This window comes from Quadrisphaera sp. DSM 44207, assembly GCF_900101335.1.
GTDB lineage: Bacteria > Actinomycetota > Actinomycetes > Actinomycetales > Quadrisphaeraceae > DSM-44207.
The window spans coordinates 325,139-345,552 of sequence record NZ_FNKA01000002.1 but is presented as its reverse complement, the minus strand read 5'-3'; the positions used below and the strand labels follow the sequence as shown (position 1 = coordinate 345,552).

Genomic DNA, 20,414 nt, shown 5'->3' with positions numbered 1-20,414 from the left:
CCTTCCCCGGCGCGCACCCACCCCCGCCATCGCCGGGCCGCCGGGTCAGGGCAGGGACGCCGCGTGCGCGCCGGCCGCGGCGGCGGCGAGGAAGGCGGCGGGGTCCTGCGCCAGGCCCCGGCCCATGGTGGACAGGCGCACCCCGCTGGAGCGCTCCCCGTCCGCCAGCGGCTGCAGCAGCCCGGACGTCTGCACGGGGACGAGGCGGTGGCGCCCGGCCGGGGCGCCCAGGGCGGCCGCGCTGCGCAGCACGAGCTCCTGCAGGGCGGCGTCGGGCAGGCCGAGCGGCACGACGACGTCGGCGGGGGCCAGCGCCACCCGCCCGTACGCGGTCAGGGAGTGGTGGGAGATCCCGCGGTGGCGCAGGCGGGCGTCGGCGCCGGAGACGCGCAGGGCCGCCACCGGGCGCCCGCCGAGGACGGCTGCGGCGTTGACGGCCTCCCCGGCCGCGACGCCGGAGAAGCCCCACCGGGTGCCCGTGCCCAGGTTGCCGGGCCCCTGCGCGACGACGGCGAGGTCGGCGCCGAGCACGGCGCGGGCGGCGAGCAGGCCGGTGTGCAGGGTCGCGGCCTCCAGGTCCCCGCCGAACGCCTGCCCGACGGTGACCACGCCGGCCAGCCACCCGGCCGCGCGCAGCCCGGCGGCGGCGCGGGAGAACCACGCCGGCAGCGCCCCGCCGTCGGTCATCACGTACACCGCGCGCGGTGCGCCCAGGCCGCGGGCGGCGCGCTCGGTGCGGGCCCCGGTGAGCACGGCCGGCAGGGAGGAGTGCAGGTCGGCCACCACGACCGGCAGGCCGGCGAGGTCGTCGGCGTCCGCGAGCGCGTCGTGGTGGGCGGAGTCCTGCTCGTCCACCCCGAGCACCATCGCCTGCAGCGGCGTGTAGCGGGCCTTGACCAGGTGCCCGGCGCCCTGCGGCGGGTCGGGCGGCAGCCGCTCGGGCAGGGCCACGACGAGCGCGTACCCGCCGGTGCCCAGCCCGCGCTGCAGGGCGGAGGTGTTCAGCAGCACCGCGTCGCCGGGCTGCGGCGCGCCGACCAGCGGCGGGTGCGCCAGGGCGGGCAGCACCCCCTCCCCGGGCACCTCCACGGTGCACTCGACGGCGCCGGGCCACACCCGCTGCACCGCCTCGACCACCCCGCGCCGCCACCGCACCAGCGGCGGGCCGGCGGGGGCCTCGGTCCACGCGGGAGCCGGCGTCCCCCACGCCGGCGTCGGGTCCGGTGTCCGGGCCGCGGTCCGGGCCGGTGTCCAGCCCGGTGTCCGGTCCGCCGTCCACGGGCCTGGCTGATCGCTCACGGCGCCGGACGCTACCGGGGGTAGCGTTCCGGGGGTGTCCGCCCGTCGCACCGAGCGCCTGCTGAACCTGGTGATCGCGCTGCTGTCGACGCGCAGCTGGCTGACCAAGGACCAGGTGCGCGCCGCGGTGCCCCAGTACGCCGAGTGCGCCACCGACGAGGCGTTCGACCGGATGTTCGAGCGCGACAAGGAGGAGCTGCGCGAGCTCGGCGTCCCGCTGGTCACCGGCGGCGGGTCGGCGTGGTTCGAGGACGAGCAGGGCTACCGCATCGACCGGGAGGCGTACGCGCTGCCGGAGGTCTCGTTCACGCCGGCGGAGCTGGCCGTCCTGGGCCTGGCCTCGCGGGTGTGGCAGCAGGCGAGCCTGGCGGGCCCGGCCGCGCGCGCGGTGGTCAAGCTGCGCGCGCTCGGCGTGGAGCCGGACGAGGAGTCCCTCGTCGGCCTGGAGCCGCGGGTGCGCACCACCGAGCCGGCGTTCCAGCCCCTGTACGCCGCGGCCCGCGACCGCGCGCCGGTGGCGTTCCGCTACCGCACCGCGCGCACCGGGGAGCTCGCGCGCCGCCGGGTGCAGCCGTGGCAGATGACCTCCTGGCACGGGCGCTGGTACCTCGTCGGCCACGACCTGGACCGCGACGACGTGCGCGTCTTCCGGCTCAGCCGCATCGAGGGGGCGGTCACCCGCACCGGCCCGTCCGGCTCCTACGAGGTGCCCCCGGACGTCGACGGGCGCGCCCTGGTCTCGCGCCTGGACCCCGCCGCGCCCGAGCGCACCGCCCGGCTGCGGCTGCGACCGGGCCGGGCGCTGGCGCTGCGCCTGCGCGCCGGGGCCCCGACCGAGGCCGAGGAGGTCGCCGTGGCCTTCCGGGACGTCGAGGAGCTCGCCGGCCAGGTCGCCTCCGCCGGGGCGGACGCCGTGGTGCTGGAGCCGCAGGACCTGCAGGAGGCGGTGCTGCGCCGGCTGCGCGGGGCGCTGGCGGCCCAGCAGGCGTCGGCGGAGGCGTCATGAGCAGCGGCCCCGCGCAGCGCGCTCCGCAGCCGCCCTCGGCGGCCGACCGCCTCTCCCGGCTGCTGGCGATGGTCCCGTGGCTGCTCGAGCACCAGGGGGTGCCGCTGGCCGAGGCCGCCCGCCACTTCGCCATCTCCGAGGCGCAGCTGGTGCGCGACCTGGAGCTGCTGTTCGTGTGCGGCACCCCGGGGCACATGCCTGACGACCTGATCGAGGCCGACTGGGAGTCGGGGAAGGTCTACCTCGGCAACGCCGACGCGATCGCCCGGCCGCTGCGCCTGGGCCTGGACGAGGCGCTCGCGCTGCTCGTGGGGCTGCGCACGCTGCTGGAGGTGCCCGGCGCGGGGGACCGCGAGGCCCTCGACGGCGCCCTGGCGAAGCTGTCCAGCGCGGCGGGGGAGGCTGCGGCGGCGGCCTCGGCGATCAGCGTGGACCTGCGCCCGGACGCGGGCCCGGTCGCGCGCCCGGGCGCGGACGCCGACGCGGGGCGCGCCGAGCGGGCGCTGGCCACGGCGCGCACCGCGCTGCGCGAGCGCCGCCGCCTGCACCTGCGCTACCTGGTGCCCTCGCGCGACGAGGCCACCGAGCGCGACGTGGACCCGATGCGGCTGCTCACCGCCGACGGGCGCTGGTACCTGGAGGGCTGGGACCACCGCTCCGGCGGCGTGCGCATCTTCCGCCTGGACCGGGTGCTGGAGGCCGCCGTCCTGGACGCCGACGGCACCCCGCCCCCGGAGGCCGTGGCCCGCGACCTGGACGACGGGCTGTTCCAGCCGTCGCAGGAGGACCTGCTCGTCACCCTCGACCTCGCTCCGGGGGCGCGCTGGGTGGCGGACTACTACCGGGTCGAGGGCGGCGAGGAGCGCCCCGGCGGGGGGCTGCGGGTGCGGCTGCGCACCGCCGACACCCGGTGGCTGCGCCGGCTGCTGCTCGAGCTCGGCGGGTCCGCGGCCGTCCTGCACCCGCCGGAGCTGGCGGACGCCGTGCGCGGGGCCGCCGCCGCGGCCCTGGCCGCCTACGGCGACGGCCCTGACGACGGCCCTGACGACGGCCCTGACGGCGGCCCTGACGGCGGCGGGGCCGGCGGGACGGGCGCGGCGAGCGGGTGAGTCCGGCACGGCGGAGGGGACGGCGCTCAAGGTCGTCCGCGGCGCCGCCGAAGCAGGAGCAGTCGGTCCCCACGGACGGGGACCCCGCTCCAGCGGAGGTAAGGGATGACCACGATCAAGGCCTCGTGCCCCACGTGCGGCGACGTGGAGCTGACGCCGCCGCAGGTCCGCCTGGTCGTGTGCACCGTGCAGGCGTGGTCCTTCTACGCCTTCGCCTGCCCCGCGTGCACCGACGAGGTCCGCAAGCACGCCAGCGAGGAGGTCGTGCGCCTGCTGACCACCGGCGGCGTGCCCGCCGAGACGTGGGTCGTGCCCGCCGAGGTGCTCGAGGAGAAGCTGGGCCCGGTCGTCGGCTGGGACGAGGTCCTCGACTTCGCGCTGTGGCTGGAGCGCACGGACGCCGTCGCCGCGGCCGCCGCCGACGCCGTCCTGCGCCCGCGCCACCTCGCCTGACCCCTCCCGCCGGCCTCGCCGTCCCCGCCGTCCCCGGCGGCGGCGGCGGCTGCCGCGTCCGCGGCGGCTAGCCTGCGCGGGTGCTCGGGTGGGTGCTGCTGTGGACCGGTCTCGTGCTCGGCGCCGTCGCCGTGCTGGGCGCGCTCGCGGTGGGCGTGGTGCGCCGGGGGATCGCGGTGGCCCGGGAGCTGGCCCGCGCCGGCGAGCGGGTGGGCGAGGTGGCCGCCCGGGTCGAGCAGCTGCCACCGCCGACCCCGCCCACGCCCACGGTCCTGCGGCCTGCGCGCCGCTGACCGCGCGCCGCTGGCCCTGCATCCCTGGCCGCCGCGGCGCCTTCCTCGCCGGGAGTGCAGCCGCCGCTGGGGTCCCGCGCCTACGATGGGCGCGACCCGACCGGTGGAGGCCGCGATGCGCAACCTGCTCGACAACCCGCTCCTGCTCCTCGTCCTGGTGCTCCTCGTCGTCGTCGTCTTCGGCGCGAAGCGGCTGCCGGACGCCGCGCGCAGCCTGGGCCGCTCGATGCGGATCTTCAAGTCCGAGGTCAAGGAGCTCAAGGAGGACGGTCGGGCACCGGAGCCCGGCACCGCCGGCGTCGCCACCACCACCACCACCGCCGCCGGCACCGTCGGCGCTGCGCAGCCGCTGGAGGGTCGCGTGGTGGGCGCCGACGGGCGCACCGAGCGGATCACCGAGCGGGTGACCGAGCAGGTCGTCGACCCCGTGACGGACCCCGTGACGGACCCCGTGACGGGCCCCGTGCGCGACCGCGCCGGTCAGCAGCGTCGCGACCAGCGCTCCGGCGCCTGAGCCGCCGCGGCGACGCCCCGCCCCCCGCTCGGCACCCGGCACCTGAGGTGGCGACCGCGACGCCCTCGCGACGGCGCAAGGACCCGGAAGGGCGCATGCCGCTGCGCGAGCACCTGGCCGAGCTGCGCAGGCGCGTCGTCCGCGCCGGCCTGGCGCTGCTGCTCGGGGCGGTCGCCGGGTGGTTCCTCTACGACCCCGTCTTCGACCACCTGACCGCCCCGATCGAGGAGCTGCGCGAGCGGGGCCAGGACATCACGATCAACTTCGGTGCGGTGGCGACGGCCTTCGACCTGCGGCTGAAGATGTCCGTCTGGATCGGCGTGCTCGTCTCCAGCCCGGTGTGGATCTACCAGCTGTGGGCGTTCATCACCCCGGGCCTGACCCGCCGCGAGCGCCGCTACGCGCTCGGCTTCGTCGCCACCGCGGTGCCGCTGTTCCTCTCCGGCGCGTACCTGGCGAGCCTGTTCATCCCCAACGCGGTGGCGTTCTTCACCAGCTTCACGCCCGAGGACGGGTCCAACATCATCGCCGCCCAGGACTACCTGGGCTTCCTGATGCGCACCATCCTCGCCTTCGGGCTCGCGTTCCTGCTGCCCGTCGTCCTCGTGGCCCTCAACCTCGCCGGCCTGCTGTCCGGGCGCGGGGTCCTCGGCGCGTGGCGCTGGGTGACGGTGGTCTGCTTCACCTTCGCCGCCATCGCCACGCCCACCCCGGACGTGACGGCGATGCTGGTGCTCGCCGTTCCCATGCTCGCGCTGTTCGCGCTCGCGATCGGGGTGTGCCTGCTCAACGACCGCCGCCGCGCCCGCCGCTCCGGGCGGTGGGGCGCCGTGGACGACGACACCGCCAGCCCCCTGTGAGGCGCCGCTGGGGCCGCGCCGGGAGCACCCCCGCCTGGCGGGGCCCCGCTCGCGGTGCTGACCTACGCTCGAGGCATGGCCTCGCCCGCTGAGCGGTACGCCGCCTCCCGCCGTCGAGCCGGCGAGGAGCGGTCGCAGCTGACCCGCTTCCGCCGCGACCTCGGCTTCGACCTGGACCCCTTCCAGGTGCAGGCCTGCGAGGCCCTCGAGGCCGGGCGCGGCGTCCTGGTCGCCGCCCCCACCGGGGCGGGCAAGACCGTGGTGGGGGAGTTCGCCGTCCACCTGGCCCTGGCCGCGGGGCGCAAGGCGTTCTACACCACCCCGATCAAGGCGCTGAGCAACCAGAAGCACGCGGAGCTGTCCGCCCGCTTCGGGCCGGAGCGGGTGGGCCTGCTCACCGGGGACACCGCCGTCAACGGCGACGCCCCGGTGGTGGTGATGACCACCGAGGTGCTGCGCAACATGCTCTACGCGGACTCCCCGGCGCTGGTGGGCCTGGGCCACGTCGTCATGGACGAGGTGCACTACCTCGCCGACCGCTTCCGCGGCGCCGTGTGGGAGGAGGTGATCATCCACCTGCCCGACGACGTGCTCATCACCTCCCTGTCCGCGACCGTGAGCAACGCGGAGGAGTTCGGCGCGTGGCTGGCCACCGTGCGCGGGCAGACCGAGGTCGTCGTCTCCGAGCACCGCCCCGTGCCGCTGTGGCAGCACGTGATGGTCGGCACCCGCCTGATGGACCTGTTCACCGACGACTCCGGCCTCGCCGTCGAGGCCGACGCCGGCACCGCGCCCGAGCTCGTCTCCGGCCTGAAGGTCAACCCCGAGCTGGTGCGCCTCGCGCGCGAGGACGTGCACCGCGACAAGTGGGCCGCGCGCGGCTCCACCGGCCGCCGCCCGGTGCGCGGGGCCAAGCGGCCCCCCGGGCGCTCGGGGTCCAGCGGGCCCTCGCGCGCCCAGGTCCTCGAGCGCCTCGACGACGCCGGCCTGCTCCCGGTGATCACGTTCGTGTTCTCCCGCGCCGGCTGCGACGCCGCGGTGCGCCAGTGCGTCGCCTGGGGGCTGCGCCTGACCACGGAGTCCGAGCGCCTGGAGATCCGCGCCCTCGTCGAGGACCGCTGCGCCGACATCCCCGACGCCGACCTGCAGGTCCTCGGCTACTGGGAGTGGGTGGACGGCCTCTCCCGCGGCGTCGCCGCCCACCACGCCGGGCTGCTGCCGACGTTCAAGGAGGTCGTCGAGGAGCTGTTCTCCCGGGGCCTGGTCAAGGCCGTCTTCGCCACCGAGACCCTCGCGCTGGGCATCAACATGCCCGCCCGCTCCGTCGTCCTCGAGAAGCTCGTGAAGTTCAACGGCGAGTCCCACGTCGACATCACGCCCGGGGAGTACACGCAGCTGACCGGCCGCGCCGGGCGCCGCGGCATCGACGTCGAGGGCCACGCCGTCGTGCTGTGGTCCCCGGGCCTGGACGCCGAGGCCGTCGCCGGCCTGGCCTCCACCCGCACCTACCCGCTGCGCTCGAGCTTCCGGCCCACCTACAACATGGCCGTCAACCTCGTGGCCCAGGTCGGGCGCTCGCGCGCCCGCGAGGTGCTGGAGACCTCCTTCGCCCAGTTCCAGGCCGACCGCGGCGTCGTGGGCCTGGCCCGCCAGGCCCGCAAGCAGGAGGAGGCGCTCGCCGGCTACGCCGAGGCGATGCGCTGCCACCTGGGGGACTTCTCCGAGTACGCCGCGATCCGCCGGCGCATCGGCGAGCTGGAGAAGGACGCGAACCGCTCGGCCGCGCGCCGGCGCCGCTCCGACGCCGTCGCCTCGCTGGAGGCCCTGAGGGTCGGCGACGTGATCCGGGTGCCGGCCGGGCGCCGCGCCGGCTTCGCCGTCGTCCTCGACCCCGGTCTGGCCGCCGGCCTGGAGGGCCCGCGCCCGACGGTGCTGACCGCCGACAAGCAGGTGCGCCGCATCACCGTCAGCGACGTCCCCACGGCCGTCGAGCCCGTCGCCCGCGTGCGCGTGCCCTCCTCCTTCGACCCGCGCAACCCCGCCTCGCGCCGCGACCTGGCCTCCTCGCTGCGCACCTCCCTGGCCGAGGGCGCCCTCGGGCAGGGCCCGCCGGAGCGTCGGCGCGGGCGCGCCGCCGCCGTCCGCGCCGCCACCGGCGACGCCGGCACCGGCGGCGGCGCGGACGGGGGTGCCGGGCCCCGGGTGGACGAGCTGACCGCGCTGCGGCGCAGCCTGCGCCAGCACCCGTGCCACGGCTGCCCCGAGCGCGACGACCACGCCCGCTGGGCGGAGCGGTGGTCGCGCCTGGAGAAGGAGACCCGCGGGCTGCTCGCGCGCATCGAGGGGCGCACCGGCAGCATCGCCCGCACCTTCGACCGGGTGTGCGACCTGCTCGTCGAGCTCGGCTACCTCGCGCCCGCGGACCCGCAGCACCGCCCCGGCGAGGCCGCCGACCCCCGCCCGCTGGCCCGCGGGGGGGAGCTGGAGGTCACCGCGGCGGGGGAGCGGCTGCGCCGCGTGTACGCGGAGAAGGACCTGCTCGTCGCGCAGTGCCTGGACGAGGGCACCTGGGACGACCTCGACGCCGCCGGCCTGGCCGCCGTCCTGTCCTCCGTGGTCTACGAGGCCCGCCGCGAGGAGGGGCCCCCGCACGCCCGGATGCCCGGCGGCCCCGAGGTCGGGGCCGCGCTGCAGCGCACGGTGGCCGTCTGGTCGCAGCTGACCGACGGGGAGGAGGCCCACCAGCTGCCCCCCACCGGGGAGCCGGACCTCGGCCTGGTCTGGCCCGTGCACCGGTGGGCGCGCGGGCAGGAGCTGCAGGACGTCCTGGACGCCGGCCCCGAGGGCCTGGCCGCGGGGGACTTCGTGCGCTGGTGCCGGCAGCTGCTGGACCTGCTCGACCAGGTCGTCGGCGTCGCCTCCGCCTCCGGTGACGAGCGCCTGGCGCGCACCGCCCGCCGCGCCGCGGGGCTGGTCGACCGCGGCGTCGTCGCCTACTCCGTCGGCTCCCGCGGCGCCGCCTGACCCCGCCGCTCGGCCCGCGCCGTCCTCGTGCGTCGCCGGTGCTCATCGTCCGTGCTCGTCGTCCGCGAGCGGGGGTGCGGTGATGACGGGAGCTCGCCCGGAACCAGGAGCGGGCCCCGGAGCAGCTCCCGCACGAGACGGACGTCAGTCGAGGGGGCGGGTGCCCTCCGGCAGCGCGCCGCCGCGCAGCAGGTCGGCGGCGGTCTGCGCCAGGGCGGTCAGGGCGACGCGCTGGGTCCACGGGCCGTAGGAGATCCGGGCGACCCCGAGCTCGGCCAGCCGCGCGACGGCGGGGGAGCCCGGCACGGCGATGACGCTGACCCTGCGCTCGCCGATGCCCTCGACGAGGCGGCCGACGGTGGCCTCGTCGAGCAGGCCGGGGACGAAGACGCACGCGGCGCCGGCGTCGAGGAAGGCCCGCCCGCGCTCGACGGCGTCGGCGAGGACCTCCTCGCGGTCGCGCTCGCCGGCGCGCAGGAAGGCGTCGGTGCGGGCGTTGAGGACGAACGGGACGCCTTCGGCCTCCCCGGCGCGCACGACCGCCTCCACCCGGGCCACGGCCTCGGGCAGGGGGCGCATGCGGTCCTCGACGTTGGCGCCCACGGCGCCGGCGCCGATCGCGCGGCGGGTGGTCTCACCCGGGTCCTCGCGGCCGTCGTCCAGGTCGGCGGAGACGGGCAGGTCCACGGCGGCGGCGATCCGCCCGACCACGTCGATCATCGCGTCGAGGGGGACCTGCCCGTCGGGGAAGCCGAACGAGGAGGCGATGGAGTGCCCGGCCGTGGCCAGTGCCCGGCAGCCGGGCTGGTCGGCGACGACTCGCGCGCTGACGACGTCCCAGACGTTGACCAGGACGAGCGGCTCGGGGTCGGTGTGCAGCCGCAGCAGCTCGGCGGCCTTGTCGGGGTCGGGAAGGGTCATGCGCCGACGCTAACGGCCCCGCCCGGGCGGTGCTCGGGCGCGAGTCCGCCCAGGACGGCCCGCCGCCGGCCGAGCGCGGGGGAGCGAGCTGCTTGGATCCATCGTGATAACGGAATCACGCAGTAACGATCATGAGCGGTAGGGAGCTGTCGCGACCCGAGGTCACTGACGCGGCGAACCTTGCACTCCGGGTCGCGGGTGGGTGGAGGCCGCGCCCACCGACTCGGCCTCGTGCGCATTTGTGCGCCCACATGTTCTTCGCAGCCCCCTGAGACCGCATGTGGGCGCACAAATGCGGTCCACGGCCCTCCGTTCCCAGACCTCCGGTCGTGGCCCCACGGGCGGCAGGGCGCCGAGCGGGCGCGGCCTCCACCCACCCGCGACCCCCGGGGGACCGGGAGCCGCACGCGGTGGTCAGCGGCAAGCACCGGCGCTCAGCCGCACTGAGCCAGGGACGCGCGCCACGGCTGATGCACGATGATAACGGAAGCGTGCAAAGTACACCATTGACGAGGGTCCAAAACCCACAGAAAGCTCACCCGGCCAACACGGCGAGGACCCGGTCGACGGAGGAGCGCAGGCCCCAGCGCTGCGCCAGCGCGTCCAGCGCGGCGTCGTCCACCGCGCCGCGCAGGGACGGCGGGGCCGGCGGCAGGGCGGGGACGTCGGCCTCGCGCAGCACCCGGACGACGCGGGGAGCGGCGGTGAGGTAGTCGCGGGCGTCGAGCAGGTGGCGGCGCTGGGTCGGGCTGAGCGCCGGGTCGCCGCGGTCGACGGCGCAGAGCAGGGCGGGCAGGTCGCCGTAGCGGGCGAGGAGAGCGGCCGCGGTCTTCTCGCCGATGCCGGCGACGCCGGGCAGGCCGTCGCTGGGGTCCCCGCGCAGCACGGCGAGGTCGGCGTAGGCGTCGCCGGCCCGGGCGGGGTCCAGGCCGTAGCGGGCGGCCAGCGCGGCGGCGTCGACGACCTCGGCGTCGCGCACCCCGCGGCCGATGTACACCACGCGGATCCCGGCGCCGCCGGCCGCGGCGTCGTCGACGAGCTGGAGCAGGTCGCGGTCGCCGGAGACGACGTCCGCGCCGGTGCCGGTCGCCGCGGCGCGGGTGGCGAGCACGCCGAGGACGTCGTCGGCCTCGCACCCGGGCGCGCCGACGCGGGGGACGCCGAGCGCGGCCAGCACCTGCGCGATGAGCTCGACCTGCGGGCCCAGCGCCTCGGGCACCTCCTCGGCGCCGTCGGCGGCCACGCGGTGGGCCTTGTAGGAGGGGATCAGCTCCACGCGCCACGCGGGCCGCCAGTCCTCGTCCCAACCGGCGACCAGCTGGCCCGGACGCAGCCGGTCGACGAGGACGGCGACCATGTCGAGGAAGCCGCGCACGGCGCCCACGGGCGTGCCGTCGGGGGCGGTGATGGTCGAGGGCAGGGCGTGGAAGGCCCGGAAGTACAGCGTCGCGGCGTCCAGCAGCACCAGGCGTCCAGGAGGAGTGAGCACGCGCGGATCCTGCCAGCCACCCGGCGCCGTGCGGCCGGGGAAGACCCGTCGGGTCCGGGGCGTCGCCCCGGCCGGTCCTGCAGGGGGCCCCCGCGCCGGGGCCGGGCGGGGTGGAGGAGGAACTCGTGCGCACCGGCCCGCTCGCCGACCTGGGGGCCGCGCCGAGGCGCTGCCGCGCGAGTTGGTCGCCGACCGCCCGGACGAGGGCTGCGCGCACCTGCTGCTCGGGCGGGTGCTGCAGCGGCGCAGCCGCCACGCAGGGGCCGCGCCGCACCTGCAGCTCGCCGCGGCGCTGGGCGCGAGCGCCTGAGCGCCCGGCACACTGGGGCCGTGACGTCCTCCCCGGGCCGGGTGCTCTACCGCGGCGGCAGCGTCTACAGCCCCGCCGACCCCTTCGCCACGGCCATGCTCGTGGACGGCGCCACCGTGGCGTGGGTCGGCTCGGACGAGGCGGCCTCCGCGCAGGCGGGCGCGGTGGACGAGGTCGTCGACCTCGACGGCGCCCTGGTCACCCCGGCGTTCGTCGACGCGCACGTGCACGTCACCGAGACCGGCCTGGCCCTGGCGGGGGTGGACCTGTCGGGTGCCGGCGGCCTGGCGGCCGCGCTGGACGCCGTAGCGGCGGCCGCGGCCGCGCACCCGGGGGAGCCGGTGCTCGGTCACGGCTGGGACGAGGACCGCTGGCCCGAGCGGCGCCCGCCGACGGCGGCGGAGCTGGACCGCGCCGCCGCCGGCGCGCCGGTGTACCTCTCGCGCGCCGACGTGCACTCCGCCGTGGTCTCCTCGGCCCTCGTGCGGAAGGCGGGCCTGGCGGGGCTGCCCGGCTGGACGTCGGACGGGCGCGTCGAGCGCGACGCCCACCACGCCGCCCGCGACGCGACCCGCCGCGTGGACCCCGCCCGCCGCCGCCGGCTGCAGACGGCCGCGCTGTCCGCGGCCGCGGCGGCCGGCATCGGCGGCGTCCACGAGTGCGCCGCCCCCCACGTCGGCTCTCCCGAGGACCTCGCCGCCCTCCTCGCCCTCGTCGACGGCGGGGGAGCCGGCGGGGGAGCGGGCGGGGGAGCGGGGGAGCGGGGACTGCCGCGCGTCCTGGCGCTGTGGGGGGAGCTGGCCGGCGACGAGGAGCACGCCCGCGCGATCGTCGCCGGCCTGGGCCTGCCCGACGGCGCGCCGCTGCTGGGCCTGGGCGGGGACCTCGTCGTCGACGGCGCGCTGGGCTCGCGCACCGCGGCGCTGCGCGACCCGTACGCCGACGCGAGCGCCGCGGGCCTGCCCGTCGATCACCGCGGGCACCTGTACCTGGACGCCGAGCGGGTGCGCGACCACGTCGTCGCCTGCACGCGGGCGGGTCTGCAGGCCGGCTTCCACGTGATCGGGGACGCCGCGGTCGCCGAGGTCCTCGACGGCGTCGAGGCCGCCGTGCAGGTCCTGGGGCCGGTGGCGGTGGGTGCGGCGCGCCACCGCCTCGAGCACGTGGAGGCCCTCGACGCCGACGGCCCGGCCCGGCTGGCCCGCCTGGGCCTGACCGCGAGCGTGCAGCCGGCCTTCGACGCGCGGTGGGGCGGGCCGGCCGGGATGTACGCGGCGCGCCTGGGCCCGCAGCGGGCGGGCGCGCTGAACCCCTTCGGTCCGCTCGCGGCGGCCGGGGTGCCCCTCGCGCTCGGCTCGGACTGCCCGGTGACGCCCTTCGCGCCGTGGGAGGCGGTGCGGGCGGCGGCCTTCACCACCGCGCGCGAGCACCGGATCTCCGCGCGGGCGGCGTTCCTGGCGCACACGCGCGGCGGCTGGCGCGCGGCGCGCCGCGACGGGCTCGGCGTGCTCGTGCCCGGCGCCCCGGCCACGTACGCGGTGTGGGAGGCCGCCGACCTGCTCGTCCAAGCCCCCGACGACCGGTTCGCGGCGTGGAGCACGGACGCGCGCTCGGGCACTCCCGGCCTGCCGGACCTGACGCCGGGCACGCCGGCGCCGCGGTGCCTGCGCACGGCCGTCGAGGGGCGGCTCGCCCACGACGTCGACGGCTGGGTGTCCTCGCGGCGACGTACGCTCCGCTCGTGAGCACGAGCACCGCCCGCCCGCGACCGGCACGGGCGGGTCGACCGGCAGCGCGACCGGTAGGGCGAGCGGCCGGGCGAGCGGCCGGGCGGCCGGCAGCGGCGCGAGCGCCGCAGGGCGGTCGGGCCCCGGCTGCGGCGCTGCCCCTGGCGGCCGCGCTGCCGCTCGCCGCCGCCGGGGGCCTGGCGGCGTTCTGCGCCTTCCCGGGCACCGGGGCCTGGCCGCTGGCGCCGGCAGGCGTGGCGGCGCTGGTGCTGGCCGTGGCCGGGCGGCGCGTCCTGCCGGCGGCGCTGGTGGGGTTCGTCTTCGGCCTGGCGCTGTGCGTGCCGCTGCTGTCCTGGGCCGGGGTGTACATCGGCCCGGTGGCGTGGCTGCCGCTGTCGGCGGCGGAGGCGCTGTTCTCGGCGCTGGTCGCGGCGCTGGCGGCGGTGGTGCTGCGCGCTCCGGGAGGGCCGCTGGTGCGGTCCCTGGCGGTCGGGGCGGTGTGGGCGGGCGTGGAGGCGCTGCAGGCCCGCTTTCCCTTCGGCGGCTTCGGGTGGACCCGGATCGCCTTCTCCCAGGCCGACGCCCCGACGCTGGGGCTGGCCGCCCTCGGCGGCGCGCCGCTGGTCTCCGCCGCCGTGGCCGCGGCGGGCGCGCTGGGAGCGCACGCGGTGATCGCGCTGCACCGGCGACGGGCGCGGTCCGCGGCCGCGCTGGCCGCCGGCGCGGTCGCGGCGGTGGGCGCCGGGCTCCTGGTGCCCGCGCCGACGGCCGCGCAGGCCGGGTCGCTGGAGGTGGCCGCCGTCCAGGGCGACGTGCCGCGCGCGGGGCTGGACTTCAACGCCCAGCGGCGCGCCGTGCTGGACAACCACGTGGACGGCACTCTGCGCCTGGCCGAGGAGGTGGCGGCCGGGCAGCGGGCGGCGCCGGCCCTGGTGGTGTGGCCGGAGAACGCCAGCGACATCGACCCGCTGCGCAACGCCGACGCCGCCGCGCAGGTCGAGCGGGCCGCCGCGGCCGCGGGGGCCCCGCTGCTGCTGGGCGCCGTGCTGCGCTCGGAGGACCCGGGCGAGCCGGACGGCGTGCGGCTGACGAACACGTCCCTGCTGTGGCAGGCCGGTGTCGGGCCGGTGGCGGCCTACGACAAGCGCGACGTGGCGCCGTTCGCCGAGTACATCCCGCACCGGGCCCTCTTCCGTGCGATCACCTCGGCGGTGGACCTGCGGCCGGTGGACTTCGACGCCGGCACGCAGGTCGGCGTGGTGGACGCCGCCGGGGCGCGCCTGGGGGTGCTGATCTGCTTCGAGGTCGTCGCCGACGACCTGGCGGCCGACGCGGTCGACGCCGGGGCGCAGCTGCTGGTGGTGCAGACGAACAACGCCACCTTCGGGTACACCGACGAGAGCGTGCAGCAGCTGGCCATGTCGCGGCTGCGGGCCGTGGAGCACGGGCGGGCGGTGGTGCACGCCTCCACCGTCGGGGTCAGCTCCCTGATCACCCCGGACGGCACCGCGCTGCAGCGCACCGCGCTGTTCGAGCCGGCGCTGCTGCAGGAGCAGCTGCCGCTGCGCACGTCCTCGACGGTGGCGGACCGGCTGCGCCGGGCGGGGGTGCCCGTCGAGGGCGTGCTGGTCGTGCTGGGCGCGGGCGCGGTGCTGGCCGGCGCCCTGGCGGGACGCCGGGCGCGCGCGTGAGGGCGCTCGGGTGAGGGTGCTCGTGGTCACCCCCACCTACCAGGAGCGGGAGAGCCTGCCGGGCACGCTGGCGCGGGTGCGCGCCGCGGTGCCGGACGCCGACGTCCTCGTCGTCGACGACGGCAGCCCGGACGGCACGGGCGCGGTCGCGGACGCCGTCGCCGCCCGCGACCGCGGCGTGCACGTGCTGCACCGCACCGCCAAGCAGGGCCTGGGCGCCGCGTACGTCGCGGGTTTCACCTGGGGGCTGGCGCGCGGCTACGACGTGCTGGTGGAGATGGACGCCGACGGCTCCCACCAGCCGGAGCAGCTGCCGGTGCTGCTGGCCGCGCTGCAGGCCGGGCCGGGCGCGGACGTCGTCCTGGGCTCGCGCTGGGTGCCCGGCGGCCGCGTGGTGGACTGGCCCCGGCGCCGCCTGCTGCTCAGCCGCGGCGGCAACGCGTACGCGCGGGTGCTGCTCGGCCTGCCGCTGGCGGACGCCACCGGTGGTTTCCGCGCGCTGCGCGCCGACGCGCTGCGCCGCCTGGACCTGGCCTCGGTGCACTCCCACGGCTACTGCTTCCAGCTCGACGTCGCCTGGCGCGCCGTGCGGGCGGGGCTGCGGGTGGTGGAGGTGCCGATCACGTTCGTCGAGCGCGCGCACGGGCGCAGCAAGATGAGCCGCGCCATCGTCGCCGAGGCCCTGTGGCGCACCACCGCGTGGGGCCTGGCGCACCGGGCCGACGCCGTGCGCGCGGCGCTGGGCGGCACCCGCCGCACCCCGCGGCCCCGGCGTGATCGGCGTCCGGAACCGACCGGGCGGCGCTGAGGCGCCCGCGCCGGTCCGCGCCGGTGCCGGCGGGTGCCGGCGGGTGTCGGCGGGTGCGAAGACAACGGACCGGCCGCACCGGATGGGTGCGGCCGGTCCGGCCGGGGAGGACCCGCGGGGTGGAGGTCCGTCGACCCGGGGGCGCAGCGCGGTGGGGGGCCCGCGCCGCGCCGCAGCGGCGGCGCTAGGCGCTGCGCCGCTGGTGCAGGGTGCCGTTGCGCAGCTTGGCCAGCCGCTCCTGCAGCAGCACCTCGAGGTCGTCCACGGAGCGGCGCTCGAGGAGCATGTCCCAGTGGGTGCGGGCCGGCTTGACCGCCTTGGCCTGCGGCACCTCGCCGTCGCGCAGCACCGCCTCGGCGCCGCACTGGCACTCCCACACCGCCGGGACCTCGGCCTCGACGGAGAACGGCAGCTTCGTCACGTGCCCGGCGGGGCAGTCGTAGACGGCCAGCTGGCGGGGGGCGAGCTCGACGCCCTCCTCGCTCTCCATGCTCGATCCGCCGAGGCGGGTTCCACGCAGGCTCCGGTCGCTCATGGTGTCCTCCGGCAGTCGGGATGCCGCGGGCTGGCGCGGCGAGGTCTGCGCGGCGTCCGCTCCGGGGGGTCACCGGGCAGGTCCGTCGCGCGCTATGGGTTCAACGGACGGCGGGCCTGCGGTGTTCCGCGGCGGCGCGCACCGTCGTAGTGGCGCAGTGTGATGTGCGCTACACCCTGCGCACTGGGCAGCGCAGCGCGCGAGGCGCGGCGGCGGCGCGGGAGGGGTCAGACGAGCGTCGGCTGGGGGTTGCCGGCGTCCGCGACGCCCCGGCGCACGTCCACGCGCCACAGCAGCACGCCGCCGACGAGGAAGAAGACCACCAGCGACAGGATCGCCGGCCGGTAGGAGCCCGCGAGCTGGAAGACGAGACCGAAGACGAAGGTCCCCAGCCAGCTGGTGCCCCGCTCGGCGGCCTGGTAGAGGCTGAAGTACTCCGCCTCCTGCCCGCGCGGGACGAGCTGGCTGTACAGGGACCGGGACAGCGCTTGCGTGCCGCCGAGCACCAGCCCGATCCCGGCGGCCAGCAGCAGGAACGGGCCGAAGCGCCCGGCGGGCAGCGCGAAGCCGGCGACGACGACGAGCAGCCACACCACCAGGCCGCCGAGCACCGTGCGCCGGGCGCCGGCGCGCCCGGCGATGCGCCCGAACAGCAGCGCGCCGCCGAGCGCGACGAACTGCACCAGCAGGATCGCGATGATCAGGTCCGAGGAGCGGAACCCCAGCTCGGCCTGCCCGTACAGGCTGGCGGTGCCGATGACCGTCTGCACCCCGTCGTTGAAGAACAGGTACGCCACGAGGAACAGCAGCGTCTGCGGATAGGCCCGCGCGTGGCGCAGGGTGACGCCCAGCTGGACGAAGGCCCGCGCGACCGCGCGCCCGCGCGACGCGCCCGCCGCGCCCACAGCACCGGCCACGTCGGCTACGTCCCGCCCGTCCTGCACGTCCTGCGGGGCGCGCCGGATCGCCGGGCCGCGCGCGTCGAGGCCGCGCAGCCCCCGGTAGGGCACGATCGTGAAGACCGCCCACCAGAGCCCGGCCGTGAGCAGGCTGGCGCGCACCGCCTGCGCCTCGCTCAGCCCCAGCGCGTCGTGGCCGAGCACCAGCGCCAGGTCCAGGGCCAGCAGCAGCCCGCCGCCGGCGTACCCCAGCGCCCACCCGCGGCTGGAGACCCGGTCGCGCTCGTCCGGGCCGGCCACCTGCACCAGCAGCGCGTCGTAGACGACGAGGGAGGAGGTCAGGCCCACGGTGGCCACCAGCTGCAGGACGGCGCCCAGCTGCCAGGCGCCGTCGGCGACGAGGACCATCGCCGCAGCCGCGGTCGCGCCGGTCCACGCGAAGCGCCCCAGCAGGCGCCGCGGGGCGGGGGAGCGGTCCGCGAGCGCCCCGACCACGGGCAGCAGCACCGCGGACAGCAGCGTCGCGGCGGTGACGACGTACAGGGCCAGGGACCCGGGCGCGACGGGCAGGCCGAGCACCGACAGCGGCGTGCGGCAGACCCCGTCCACCTCGCCGGCCCCGCCGGGGCAGGCCGCCTGCTCGGCGACGGCCGTCAGGTAGGGGGTGAACAGCACGGTGGCGGTGGTGGTCACGTACCCGGAGTTCGCCCAGTCGTAGACGTACCAGGCCCGCTGCTGGCGACGGCGGGCGGCCTCGCGGGTGCGCAGCGCGGGAGCGCTCACCGCGCCCGCCACTGGCCGCGCTGGACCAGGACGTCGCGCAGCAGGTCGGCGCGGTCGGTGACCAGCCCGTCCACGCCGAGGTCGAGGAGGCGGTGCATGTCGCCAGGGTCGTCCACGGTCCACACGTGCACGGGCAGGCGCGCCGAGGCGGCGGCGGCCAGCAGCGCGGGGGTGACCACGCGCACCCGCCCGGAGCGCTCGGGCACCTGCAGGCAGTCGGCGCCGACCGCCCGGCGCAGCACCGCGCCGCGCGCTCCGGCGCGGGCGGCGACCAGGAAGCGCACGACGCCGGCGCGGGCGGCGGAGCTGGTCACCGACCGCACCCCGCGCGCCCGCAGCCCCGCGAGCACCGCCCGGCGGCGCCGCTCGGAGAAGGAGGCCACGCACACCCGCTCACTCGCGCCGGGGGAGGAGGCCAGCAGGTCCACGAGCGGGGCGACGGCGGCCGGGTGCTTGACGTCGATGTTCAACCGCACGTGCGGCCACGCGGTCAGCACCTCCTCCAGGCGGGGCACCGGCTGCACCCCGGCGATGCGGGCGCGGGCGACGGTGGACCACGGCAGGTCGGCGATGGCGCCGATCCCGTCGGTGGCGCGCTGCAGCGTGGCGTCGTGGAAGGTGACCAGCGCGCCGTCGGCGGTGGCCCGCACGTCCGTCTCCAGGTACGTGAAGCCGAGGTCGACCGCGGCCGCGAACGCGGCCATGGAGTTCTCCAGGCGCTCGGGGGAGAAGCCGCGGTGGGCCAGGGCCACCGGGGCGGCGGCGTCCAGGAAGCTCACGCCGCGCAGTGTGGCGCACCGCGCCCTGGCGCCCCGCAGCGCAGCCGCCTAGCGTGCCCGCATGCCAGGGAGCCGCCGCCCGGAGGAGAAGTACACCGACCCCGCGCTGCGGGCCCGCCTGAAGGAGGAGATCCAGGCCGGGGACCGCGGCGGGCGCCCCGGGCAGTGGTCAGCGCGCAAGGCGCAGCTGCTGGCGCACGAGTACGAGGCCGCCGGCGGCGGCTACCGAGGGGAGAAGGACGCCACCCAGCAGCACCTGAGCGAGTGGACCGAGGAGGAGTGGCAGACCGCCGACGGCTCCTCGCGCGCCCGCACCGGGCAGGAGGGCGAGGGCGGCGGAGCCACCCACCGCTACCTGCCCAAGGCGGCGTGGGAGGCCCTCTCGGAGGAGGAGAAGGCCGAGGCCGAGGCCACCAAGCGCGCCGGCAGCGAGCACGGAGAGCAGTTCGTGCCCAACCCCCCGGCCGCGGCGCAGGCCAGCCGCGAGGCCCGCTCCTCCCCGCACGAGCAGTCCTGAACCAGCGGCGTTGACCCGGTGGTGCTGAGCCGAGGGCTCAGCACCACCGGGTCAACGCCGCTGCGACGGGGGCTACCGGCTCACCCGGCCGCCGTGCCGGTCCACGCCGCCGGGGTGGCCTGGGGGTAGACGGCGCTGGGGTCCAGACCCAGTGCGGCCTTGGCCTGCCGGCTGGCGTCGTCGACGAGCACCTCCAGCGCGTCGGCCTCGATGCCGTCCAGGGCGGCGCGCACGACGTCGGCGGGGTCGTTCTTGGGCACGTCCCAGCCGGCCATCATGTCCGTGTCCACGCTGCCGGTGTGCAGGCCGGTGACCAGGGTCCGCTGGCCGGCCAGCTCCAGGCGGATGCCGTTGGTCAGGGACCACTCGGCGGCCTTGGCCGCGGCGTAGGCGGTGGCGCCCTGGTAGGAGGTCCAGGACAGGGCCGAGAGGACGTTGAGGATCGCTCCGCCGCCCGCTCCGCCGCCGGTGGCGGCCAGGACGGGAGCGAAGGCGCGCACCACGGCCAGGGTGCCGAAGACGTGGGTCTCCACCTCCAGGCGGATCTTCTCCAGGTCGCCGGAGACCAGGTCGGTGTAGGTGGAGATCCCGGCGTTGTTGACCAGCAGGGTCACGTCGCCCGCCGCCTGCGCGGCGGCGGCCACGGAGGCGGGGTCGGTGATGTCGAGGGCGAGCACCCGCGCCCCGGGGACGTCCACGGCGTCGGGGTTGCGGGCGGTGGCGTAGACCGTCGCCGCGCCCCGGGCGAGCAGCTGGGTGGCGACGTGGCGGCCGATGCCGCGGTTGGCGCCGGTGACCAGGGCGATCGAGCCTGCGATGTCCATGGGAGTGCTCCTCTGGGAGGGGGCCGGTGAGCCGCGGGGCGGGCTCGGGAGGCCGGGGCATCCGCTACGCTAAGACTTGACGTTGACGTGAAGGTCAAGAGCGGACCTGCGGCGGACGGGTTCGATCGGGTCCGATCGGGTGCGGGGAGGGCGCGGTGCGCATCGGCGAGGTCGCGGCGGCGGCGGGAGTCAGTCCCCGGGCGCTGCGGTACTACGAGGAGCAGGGCCTGCTCGCCTCCGAGCGCAGCGCGGGCGGACAGCGCCGCTATCCCCAGGACGCCGTGGACCGGGTGCGCTGGATCCAGGCCCTGTACGGGGCGGGGCTGAGCAGTCGGGTCCTCGCGGGGCTGCTGCCGTGCGTGCACACCGGTGCGGCCACCCCGCAGATGCTGCAGCGCCTGGCGGCGGAGCGCGAGCGCATCGACGCGCAGGTGCACGACCTGGCCGCCACCCGCGACCGCCTCGACGCCGTGATCGCCGCCGCCGGTGGCACCGGCGGCGGCACAGCGCAGCCCTGCCCCGTGGAGCAGGGCTGCCCCGCGCCGACGGCTGGCGCTTCCTAGGATCGGCGCC

20 protein-coding genes are annotated in these 20,414 nt (G+C 77.8%); 13 read left to right on the top strand and 7 right to left on the bottom strand.

What is annotated here, in order from left to right:
* Positions 1-45 precede the first annotated feature (45 nt).
* Positions 46-1,158, bottom strand: coding sequence for a DUF3866 family protein (locus BLS82_RS07755; protein WP_092865011.1), 1,113 nt, complete (start codon positions 1,156-1,158; stop codon positions 46-48).
* Positions 1,159-1,333: 175 nt separating this feature from the next.
* Between BLS82_RS07755 and BLS82_RS07750 the strand changes: the two genes are divergently transcribed.
* The 7 genes from BLS82_RS07750 to BLS82_RS07720 all read left to right on the top strand — a co-directional run bounded on the left by BLS82_RS07750 (position 1,334) and on the right by BLS82_RS07720 (position 8,558).
* The gene (locus BLS82_RS07750; protein ID WP_092863654.1) at positions 1,334-2,305 is read left to right on the top strand and encodes a helix-turn-helix transcriptional regulator; all 972 of its coding nucleotides are present in this window, start codon (positions 1,334-1,336) and stop codon (positions 2,303-2,305) included.
* Positions 2,302-3,414 carry a WYL domain-containing transcriptional regulator gene (locus tag BLS82_RS07745; protein ID WP_092863651.1) on the top strand — a complete coding sequence of 371 codons (1,113 nt, stop codon included), beginning with the start codon at positions 2,302-2,304 and terminating at the stop codon, positions 3,412-3,414. The genes BLS82_RS07750 and BLS82_RS07745 overlap by 4 nt, the downstream gene beginning before the upstream one ends.
* A gap of 105 nt (positions 3,415-3,519) precedes the next feature.
* Positions 3,520-3,867, top strand: coding sequence for a hypothetical protein (locus tag BLS82_RS15675; protein WP_176818989.1), 348 nt, complete (start codon positions 3,520-3,522; stop codon positions 3,865-3,867).
* An 80-nt stretch (positions 3,868-3,947) separates the two neighbouring features.
* Complete coding sequence (locus BLS82_RS07735; RefSeq protein WP_092863649.1) at positions 3,948-4,160, top strand: hypothetical protein; 213 nt, start codon at positions 3,948-3,950, stop codon at positions 4,158-4,160.
* 85 nt (positions 4,161-4,245) lie between these two features.
* The gene (gene tatA / locus BLS82_RS15290; RefSeq protein WP_255378202.1) at positions 4,246-4,674 is read left to right on the top strand and encodes a Sec-independent protein translocase subunit TatA; all 429 of its coding nucleotides are present in this window, start codon (positions 4,246-4,248) and stop codon (positions 4,672-4,674) included.
* Positions 4,675-4,721: 47 nt separating this feature from the next.
* The gene (tatC, locus tag BLS82_RS07725) at positions 4,722-5,534 is read left to right on the top strand and encodes a twin-arginine translocase subunit TatC (RefSeq protein WP_255378201.1); all 813 of its coding nucleotides are present in this window, start codon (positions 4,722-4,724) and stop codon (positions 5,532-5,534) included.
* Positions 5,535-5,609: 75 nt separating this feature from the next.
* Entirely contained in the window at positions 5,610-8,558 is a 2,949-nt protein-coding gene (locus BLS82_RS07720) for a DEAD/DEAH box helicase (protein WP_092863643.1), read from the top strand.
* A gap of 144 nt (positions 8,559-8,702) precedes the next feature.
* Here the strand turns inward: BLS82_RS07720 and BLS82_RS07715 are convergent, their stop codons facing one another.
* Both BLS82_RS07715 and BLS82_RS07710 read right to left on the bottom strand, forming a co-directional pair.
* The gene (locus BLS82_RS07715; protein ID WP_092863640.1) at positions 8,703-9,479 is read right to left on the bottom strand and encodes an isocitrate lyase/PEP mutase family protein; all 777 of its coding nucleotides are present in this window, start codon (positions 9,477-9,479) and stop codon (positions 8,703-8,705) included.
* Positions 9,480-10,014: 535 nt separating this feature from the next.
* Complete coding sequence (locus tag BLS82_RS07710; protein WP_218123716.1) at positions 10,015-10,968, bottom strand: 5'-3' exonuclease; 954 nt, start codon at positions 10,966-10,968, stop codon at positions 10,015-10,017.
* Positions 10,969-11,149: 181 nt separating this feature from the next.
* On the opposite strand from BLS82_RS07710, the gene BLS82_RS16370 reads away from it, so the two are divergent.
* The 4 genes from BLS82_RS16370 to BLS82_RS07695 are packed head-to-tail and all read left to right on the top strand — an operon-like array spanning position 11,150 to position 15,504.
* A complete protein-coding gene (locus BLS82_RS16370) occupies positions 11,150-11,278 on the top strand; it encodes a hypothetical protein (RefSeq protein WP_255378200.1) in 129 nt (42 codons plus the stop codon).
* A 20-nt stretch (positions 11,279-11,298) separates the two neighbouring features.
* Positions 11,299-13,023 (top strand): amidohydrolase, encoded by a 1,725-nt coding sequence (locus tag BLS82_RS07705; RefSeq protein ID WP_255378199.1) that lies wholly within the window; start codon positions 11,299-11,301, stop codon positions 13,021-13,023.
* Positions 13,020-14,696, top strand: a complete 1,677-nt coding sequence (lnt, locus tag BLS82_RS07700) for an apolipoprotein N-acyltransferase (RefSeq protein WP_092863634.1) — start codon at positions 13,020-13,022, stop codon at positions 14,694-14,696. Before BLS82_RS07705 ends, lnt begins: the two co-directional genes overlap by 4 nt.
* 10 nt (positions 14,697-14,706) lie before the next feature.
* Positions 14,707-15,504, top strand: coding sequence for a polyprenol monophosphomannose synthase (locus tag BLS82_RS07695; protein WP_092863631.1), 798 nt, complete (start codon positions 14,707-14,709; stop codon positions 15,502-15,504).
* A 184-nt stretch (positions 15,505-15,688) separates the two neighbouring features.
* Here the strand turns inward: BLS82_RS07695 and BLS82_RS07690 are convergent, their stop codons facing one another.
* From BLS82_RS07690 to BLS82_RS07680, 3 genes are all read right to left on the bottom strand, one after another.
* On the bottom strand, positions 15,689-16,039 hold the full coding sequence (locus BLS82_RS07690) for an RNA polymerase-binding protein RbpA (RefSeq protein WP_092863628.1): 351 nt from the start codon (positions 16,037-16,039) through the stop codon (positions 15,689-15,691).
* A gap of 227 nt (positions 16,040-16,266) precedes the next feature.
* Complete coding sequence (locus tag BLS82_RS07685) at positions 16,267-17,721, bottom strand: MFS transporter (RefSeq protein WP_218123715.1); 1,455 nt, start codon at positions 17,719-17,721, stop codon at positions 16,267-16,269.
* Complete coding sequence (locus BLS82_RS07680; RefSeq protein ID WP_255378198.1) at positions 17,718-18,500, bottom strand: glycerophosphodiester phosphodiesterase family protein; 783 nt, start codon at positions 18,498-18,500, stop codon at positions 17,718-17,720. The genes BLS82_RS07685 and BLS82_RS07680 overlap by 4 nt, the downstream gene beginning before the upstream one ends.
* A gap of 61 nt (positions 18,501-18,561) precedes the next feature.
* Here BLS82_RS07680 and BLS82_RS07675 point away from each other — a divergent pair, with 61 nt between their 5' ends.
* Complete coding sequence (locus BLS82_RS07675) at positions 18,562-19,017, top strand: hypothetical protein (RefSeq protein ID WP_092863625.1); 456 nt, start codon at positions 18,562-18,564, stop codon at positions 19,015-19,017.
* Positions 19,018-19,097: 80 nt separating this feature from the next.
* Here the strand turns inward: BLS82_RS07675 and BLS82_RS07670 are convergent, their stop codons facing one another.
* Positions 19,098-19,841: an SDR family oxidoreductase gene (locus tag BLS82_RS07670; protein WP_092863622.1), complete on the bottom strand. Its 744-nt coding sequence runs from the start codon at positions 19,839-19,841 to the stop codon at positions 19,098-19,100.
* A gap of 155 nt (positions 19,842-19,996) precedes the next feature.
* Here BLS82_RS07670 and BLS82_RS07665 point away from each other — a divergent pair, with 155 nt between their 5' ends.
* Positions 19,997-20,404, top strand: a complete 408-nt coding sequence (locus BLS82_RS07665) for a MerR family transcriptional regulator (protein ID WP_092863620.1) — start codon at positions 19,997-19,999, stop codon at positions 20,402-20,404.
* Positions 20,405-20,414: the final 10 nt, after the last annotated feature.